The following is a 5876-nucleotide window of genomic DNA, read 5'->3' as shown; positions in this document are numbered from 1 at the left end:
AAGATCGCAGCCTTCGACAGCGCCTACGCCCCACCATGCTCCATCCCGGCGTCCTTCAAACTGTGAACCACGCAGACAACACGCACCAGCCCGCTGAAATTGCGCACGCCACCATGACGCAGGTGTACCTCCCGGTCCACATGGGACAGCAAGGTGCTGACGGAGCAGTTGTTGAGGTGCGCCATGTCACCGAGAATATCCCAATAGACCTGCTCCAGCCGCAGGCAGGTGGCGAACCCATTGAGCCGGATAGAGCGGGCCAGGGGCCGGGCCAGTTGCATGTCGAACCCCCTGACAAACGGGTCGATGTGGATAGGCTGCAAGCGCCCACCCCCATCTTCCCAAGGTTCTTTTCCTTGAATCATACCGTTGACACTCCTTTGCCATACGAGCCTTGGTCGGAACAACCGATCCGTGGCTCTATGGAAGCGCAACTGGATCGCCAGTTCCAGATGACTTTTTGACCATCGACGTAGGACAAGCCAACAGTAGAGTGGCGACAAATTACGTCAACCCCGGCACCGGGAGCCAGGCGATAGTGCCAACGGCAACACCGTCGCCTGGGAACGACTTATTTATCCTCAAGTAGCGAGCGCAGCATCCAGGCGGTTTTTTCATGGACCTGCATGCGCTGGGTCAGCAGGTCGGCGGTGGGTTCGTCACTGACCTTGTCCAATAAAGGAAAGATGCCACGAGCGGTGCGTGTCACTGCTTCCTGCCCTTCGACCAATTGCCGGATCATGTCTTCGGCGCCAGGCACGCCCTCTTCTTCCTTGATGGACGACAAGCGTGCGTATACCGAATAGGCACCGGGCGCCGGGAAGCCGAGCGCACGGATTCGCTCGGCGATCAGGTCCACCGCCAGCGCCAGCTCGTTGTATTGCTCCTCGAACATCAAATGGAGGGTCCGGAACATTGGACCGGTGACGTTCCAATGGAAATTGTGCGTCTTGAGGTAGAGCACGTAGGTGTCTGACAACAGGCGTGAAAGTCCATCGACGATGGATTTGCGGTCTTCTTCGCTGATACCGATATCGATTGCCATGTGGGTTGATCTCCTGACGGTGATGAATTCACTCTAGCGGGTGTCGCTTTCCATAGCCTGCGACAAATCGCCAGTCGTCCTGAACCGACAAGCCGGGACGTCGGACGGTTCCGGCAAACATGAAAATACAACCTCCACTGCCCGTCACTTGCAAGCGCCCCGTCCATCCTCCTGGCCGACGAACAGCGTCCCGCCCGCCCGCAACACGTTTGAGAAGGCCCGGGCTTTGCTGTTAAATAGGCAGTGTGTCGCTACGCCTATTTTTCCGGGCGGCGCGCATAGGCTGAATCGGGTACGTGTTCCTACGCCTCTCATTGTTCTGGAGCGAACCGGCCCCGACCAGCTCTTCCTTGTGATCTGTCTTAACCGTGAGCCAATCAAAATGTTGAAAATCGTCCACTTGCTAATGGGCGCAGCTGCCCTGCTGCTGTCCTTCATCCCTAGCCTGGGTTCCGAAGCCACACCTTACCTGCAACATCCCGACGCGCTGTACCTGGCCTTTTTCGGCCTGCTCAACCTGACCCTGGCACCCGTTATCCCTTACTGGAACAAAGGTCCACGTCATCAACTGCAAAACCTTGTCAGCGCCTTGCTGGTGCTGGCCGTTGCCTTGCAAACCCTGACCCTGCTGGCACCCATGCCGGAAATCGGCGGCCAACCCGCCATCCTGTCCAGCCTGGCGGCGGCATTGATCGCGGTGTTGCTGCACCTGGCCGTCAGCTTCTACAAGAAGTCGTCGCCGTCCGCCGCACCGCAGAACTACGACATGTCCAACCGAGATACCGGCACCGTGAAGTGGTTCAACACGTCCAAGGGGTTCGGTTTCATCTCCCGCGACTCCGGCGATGACATCTTTGTGCATTTCCGGGCCATTCGTGGCGAAGGCCACCGCGTCCTGGTCGAAGGCCAGCGCGTGGAGTTCTCGGTCATGCATCGCGACAAGGGCCTGCAAGCCGAAGACGTGATCGCCGCACTGCCGCGCCGCTGATCCAGGCGTAAAAAAACCGCGATGCAGCCAGGCTGCTCGCGGTTTTTTACTGCCCGTCGTTCGGCGGCCGTCAGTAATGGGGTGGCGGTGCTTCTTCTTCGAAAGACTCGAACTGCCCGGCCATCTCTTCCTGGCGCTTGAGCAGCGCCGCCATCTGCAGCTGCAGACGCTCGACGATTCGCTGTTGCTCCACCAGCACGTCGTTCAACGCCTGGATGGTGTCGTCCTGGAATGCCAGGCGGCTTTCAAGGTCGGTTACACGCTCTTCAAGGTTCATGGTTCAGTCCTCCAGGAACTTGAAATCATCGGTCAGGACCGCTCGCAAGCGCTCGCGAATGGCCGCGACCTGCCCTGCATCGTAAGGCTGTGCCGGATGCTTGCCCCACACCGGCGCCGGCCAGGCGGCATCGTCCCGCTTGCGCACGATTACATGCATGTGCAATTGACTGACAACGTTACCCAAGGTTGCAACGTTCAGTTTATCGGCGTCGAACGAGTCCTTGAGCGTCTCGGCCAGCGCCGTGGTTTCTTTCCACAGTTGCTGTTGATCAGCGTCATCCAATTGAAACAATTCACTGATATCGTCCCGCCGCGGCACGAGGATGAACCACGGGTAGTTCGAGTCGTTGGACAAGAGCAGCCGGCAAAGCGGGAAATCGCCGATGGGCAATGTGTCTTGTTGCAATCGTGGATCTAAGGCAAACACCGCGCGTACTCCTCGCTCGTTAATCGATGTACCTGATTCGGCAGCCAACTGGCCTACCCCTGGGCACAGGGTCCAGCATACCCGTGAACGACGGAACGTTCACTGCGCATCACCCAGCGCACCATTACCGCGCACCCGGTACCGCAATAGCGCATTGCGAATCGAACTGGCGCAGGGGTTGTCCGTTTTTCGTACAGCCTGAAGATTTTTTGCACCAAAACAGCACAATGCGTCTACGCTCAATGCTCGTGACATCCGCGTTTTACCCACTGACGGGGTGAACCGGTAACGTTTTTGGTTGTCGCGCGAGCTCCAACGGTTTCAAACATGACAGCTGCCCGGCAGTCAACCCCATTTAAAACAAGGCCTTTGGTGCCCGGTTTCATGAGGTTTCACCGCAACAGCAGCTAAATTGTGAAAAAAATGTCAACGAAATCCGGGTTTGTGCATGCTTGTTGCATTCCTGCCCATATCGCCTACAGGTGCCGCCGGAAGCGGAACCTGCAGGCCTGAGAATTAAAGTGGCAAGGCTGCCCTCAGGAGCTTCAAGGTTGGACTTATGGATTCTTTACACCGACGGTGGAAAACAGAACAACTTTAAGTTGTCATTCCGTGTACCTCGGATCAGCTGAAATGCGACATGGATCGAGCCATTGGCGACATGGTCGTAAAGAAGCTGAAAGGTTGAATGGGCAAGTATCGCCAAAGAATGTCGACGTGATATAAGTTTGCGCCGACACAAAAAGAAAGAGCCGCCCAGATAATAAAACAGGTGGGACGGCAGTACTCTTAAAACCAAAGGAGCAAATCACGATGCGCGTGATGAAGTGGAGCATGATCGCACTGGCCGTTGCTGCAGCAGCCAGTACTCAAATGGCCTCGGCCGCACCTTTCGTAAGTGACCAGTCTGAAGCCAAGGGCTTCGTAGAAGACGCCAGCGCCAAACTGCTGCTGCGCAACTACTATTTCAACCGTGACAACAAAAACGGTAACAACGACCAGAAAGACTGGACCCAAGGTATCTGGGGTAACTTCAACTCCGGTTACACCCAAGGTACCGTAGGCGTCGGCATTGATGCGTTCGGTTACCTGGCGGTCAAACTGGACGGTGGCGACGGCACTGGTGGCACCGGCAACATGAGCCGCGACGCTGATGGCGACGTCAATGACAGCCAAGGCAAAGCCGGCGCAGCGGTCAAATTCCGCGTCTCCAAGACCGAGCTGAAAATCGGCGACCAACAGCCAAGCACTGCTCCAGTGTTCGCTGTCGGTGGTTCCCGCGTCCTGCCTCAAACTGCCAGCGGTTTCCAACTGCAGAGCAGCGAAGTCAAAGACCTTGACCTCGAAGCCGGTCACTTCTACTCGGCCACCAGCCAGGACCGCAACGCTCGTGAAGGCGGCCTCTTCGCGACCTACGCTGGCGTAGAAGCCAACTCCATCGACTACGCTGGCGGCAAATATTCGTTCAGCGACAACCTGAGCGCATCGTTGTACGCTGCCCAGCTGGAAGACATCTGGAACCAGTACTACGGTAACCTGAACTACACCATCCCAATGGGTGGCGATCAGTCGCTGAACCTGGACGGTAACATCTACCGCACCACCGACACTGGCAGCTCCAAGGCCGGTGACATCAGCAACACCGCGTACTCCCTGGCAGCCGCTTTCTCGTTCCTGAAAGCGCACACCATCACCGTGGCCTTCCAGAAGATCAACGGCGACACGCCTTTCGACTACATCGGCGTGGGCAAGAACAACCGTGGCGGCGACTCGATTTTCCTCGCCAACTCCATCCAGTACTCCGACTTCAACGCGCCTAACGAGAAATCTGCCCAGGTTCGTTATGACCTGAAGATGGCTGAATACGGCGTTCCTGGTCTGAGCTTCATGACCCGCTACGTCAAAGGTTGGGACATCGACGGTACTGGTCTTGCCGCTAACAGCCAATACCGCAACTCCGTCGGTGCCCCGCTGTACGGTGACGACGGCAAGCACCACGAAACCAACTTCGAAGCCAAGTACGTTGTTCAGTCTGGCCCGGCCAAAGATCTTTCCTTCCGTGTTCGTCAAGCCTGGCACTACGCTAACGCTGACGAAGGCGAAGGCGACATCAAAGAGTTCCGCCTGATCGTCGACTACCCGATTTCGGTTCTGTAATTGCCGAAAGTCAGTTCACGGTAATCAAAAAAAGGCCCATCTTCGGATGGGCCTTTTTTATTGCGCTGTCACTTGACCAAACGGTCGACTACTTCAGGCTGATGGGGACTCTTGAACAACCCGAATCACGCGTTGCGGAAACGGAATATCAATACCCGACTCCTTCAAGCGATCCCGTGCATGCTCGTTGAGCATGAACATCACGGCCCAGTAATCCGCTGTCTTCACCCAGATACGCAGCGACACCGTGATCGAACTGTCGCCCAAGGTCGAAATCACCGCTTCAGGCGCAGGATCAGCCAATACGCGCTCGTCCTTGGCCAACGCCAACAACACTTCCCGGGCCTTTTGCAGGTCGGCCTGGTAATCCACACCCACATCGAACACCACCTTGCGGGTTGGCTGGCGATTGGTGTTGGTGATGATGCCGTTCGACAGGTTGCCGTTGGGCACGATGACGGTCTTGTTGTCACCGGTACGGATGACGGTGTGGAAGATCTGGATGCTATCGACCGTACCTGCCACGCCTTGGGCTTCGATCCAGTCACCGATGCGAAACGGACGGAACAACAGGATCAGCACGCCACCGGCGAAATTCGCCAGGCTGCCCTGCAAGGCCAGGCCGATCGCCAGGCCTGCCGCACCAATGGCCGCGACGAAGGAGGTGGTTTCAATACCGATCATCGACGCGACACTGACGATCAATAGAATCTTCAGGATGATGTTTGCCAGGGTACTGATGAACCCTTGCAGCGCGAGGTCGGCGTTACGCAGGGCCAGCAGCGCCCCGAGTTTCTGCGTCACCTTGTTGATCAGCCACCAGCCAATCACCAGAGTGATGAGCGCCAGCAGCACCCGGCTGCCATATTCCATGATCATTGGGATCCAGGCCTGGGAAGCCTTGACCAAGTGGTCCACTTCAGCGTTCAAATCCATCGTGTTCTCCTTGTTTCCGTTGCACGCAATTGTGGCGAGGGAGC

The 5876-nt window shown here is 57.0% G+C and carries 7 protein-coding genes; 2 read left to right on the top strand and 5 right to left on the bottom strand.

Annotated features, from left to right (window positions below; genetic code table 11):
• Positions 1–23: 23 nt before the first annotated feature.
• Together OC610_RS19720 and OC610_RS19715 are read right to left on the bottom strand one after the other, a co-directional pair.
• The gene (locus OC610_RS19720; protein WP_264430044.1) at positions 24–365 is read right to left on the bottom strand and encodes a ribbon-helix-helix domain-containing protein; all 342 of its coding nucleotides are present in this window, start codon (positions 363–365) and stop codon (positions 24–26) included.
• 206 nt (positions 366–571) lie between these two features.
• Positions 572–1045 carry a Dps family protein gene (locus tag OC610_RS19715; protein ID WP_030140806.1) on the bottom strand — a complete coding sequence of 158 codons (474 nt, stop codon included), beginning with the start codon at positions 1043–1045 and terminating at the stop codon, positions 572–574.
• A 382-nt stretch (positions 1046–1427) separates the two neighbouring features.
• Between OC610_RS19715 and OC610_RS29565 the strand changes: the two genes are divergently transcribed.
• The gene (locus tag OC610_RS29565; protein WP_269808040.1) at positions 1428–2033 is read left to right on the top strand and encodes a cold-shock protein; all 606 of its coding nucleotides are present in this window, start codon (positions 1428–1430) and stop codon (positions 2031–2033) included.
• Positions 2034–2103: 70 nt separating this feature from the next.
• Here OC610_RS29565 and OC610_RS19705 read toward each other — a convergent pair whose 3' ends face one another.
• Both OC610_RS19705 and OC610_RS19700 read right to left on the bottom strand, forming a co-directional pair.
• Positions 2104–2310 (bottom strand): SlyX family protein, encoded by a 207-nt coding sequence (locus OC610_RS19705; RefSeq protein ID WP_030140808.1) that lies wholly within the window; start codon positions 2308–2310, stop codon positions 2104–2106.
• Positions 2311–2313: 3 nt separating this feature from the next.
• Entirely contained in the window at positions 2314–2739 is a 426-nt protein-coding gene (locus OC610_RS19700) for an HIT family protein (protein ID WP_264430041.1), read from the bottom strand.
• Positions 2740–3552: 813 nt separating this feature from the next.
• Between OC610_RS19700 and OC610_RS19695 the strand changes: the two genes are divergently transcribed.
• Positions 3553–4896 carry an OprD family porin gene (locus OC610_RS19695; RefSeq protein WP_264430039.1) on the top strand — a complete coding sequence of 448 codons (1344 nt, stop codon included), beginning with the start codon at positions 3553–3555 and terminating at the stop codon, positions 4894–4896.
• Positions 4897–4989: 93 nt separating this feature from the next.
• Here the strand turns inward: OC610_RS19695 and OC610_RS19690 are convergent, their stop codons facing one another.
• Positions 4990–5832 (bottom strand): mechanosensitive ion channel family protein, encoded by an 843-nt coding sequence (locus tag OC610_RS19690; RefSeq protein ID WP_264430035.1) that lies wholly within the window; start codon positions 5830–5832, stop codon positions 4990–4992.
• Positions 5833–5876: the final 44 nt, after the last annotated feature.

This window comes from Pseudomonas agronomica (assembly GCF_025917275.1).
GTDB lineage: Bacteria > Pseudomonadota > Gammaproteobacteria > Pseudomonadales > Pseudomonadaceae > Aquipseudomonas > Aquipseudomonas agronomica.
The sequence above is the reverse complement of the archived record's forward strand: the minus strand, read 5'-3'. Positions and strand labels throughout refer to the sequence as shown.